This is a genomic window from Burkholderia alba (genome assembly GCF_034721475.1).
Lineage (GTDB): Bacteria > Pseudomonadota > Gammaproteobacteria > Burkholderiales > Burkholderiaceae > Burkholderia > Burkholderia alba.
In genome coordinates, this window is record NZ_JAWJWL010000186.1 from 1 (window position 1) to 392 (window position 392).

The following is a 392-nucleotide window of genomic DNA, read 5'->3' on the forward strand; positions in this document are numbered from 1 at the left end:
TGTTGATGTCCGTACAGAACTGACCCACTAGAGCTGTAAATTTTCATCGAATTTTGACCCACGTGATTGAATGACCTGCTCAATCTTTGAGCAGGGGATACAAAGGTGATCACGGTGGGCATATTGGCCAAGATCAGGCGGATGTATTTCCGCGAGAAGGTCCCGCTGCGCGAGATTGCGCGGTGTACGGGCCTGTCCCGAAACACGGTGCGCCGCTGGCTGCGGCAGACTGATGCCGTCGAGCCGAAGTATCCGAAGCGCGTCAGCCCGAGCGTCATCGACGACTGGGCCGCACAGCTGACAGGTTGGCTGCGTGCCGACAGTCATCGCCCGAAGCGTGACCGGCGCACCGCCCGGTTCATGTTCGAGGCGATCCGCGCCGAGGGTTACGC

The 392-nt window shown here is 59.7% G+C and carries 1 protein-coding gene; it reads left to right on the forward strand.

Features of this window, described 5'->3' with window-relative positions; genetic code table 11:
- Nucleotides 1-114 precede the first annotated feature (114 nt).
- A partial coding sequence (locus tag RZR99_RS33145; RefSeq protein ID WP_323123870.1) for a helix-turn-helix domain-containing protein occupies nt 115-392 on the forward strand: 278 nt, incomplete at its 3' end.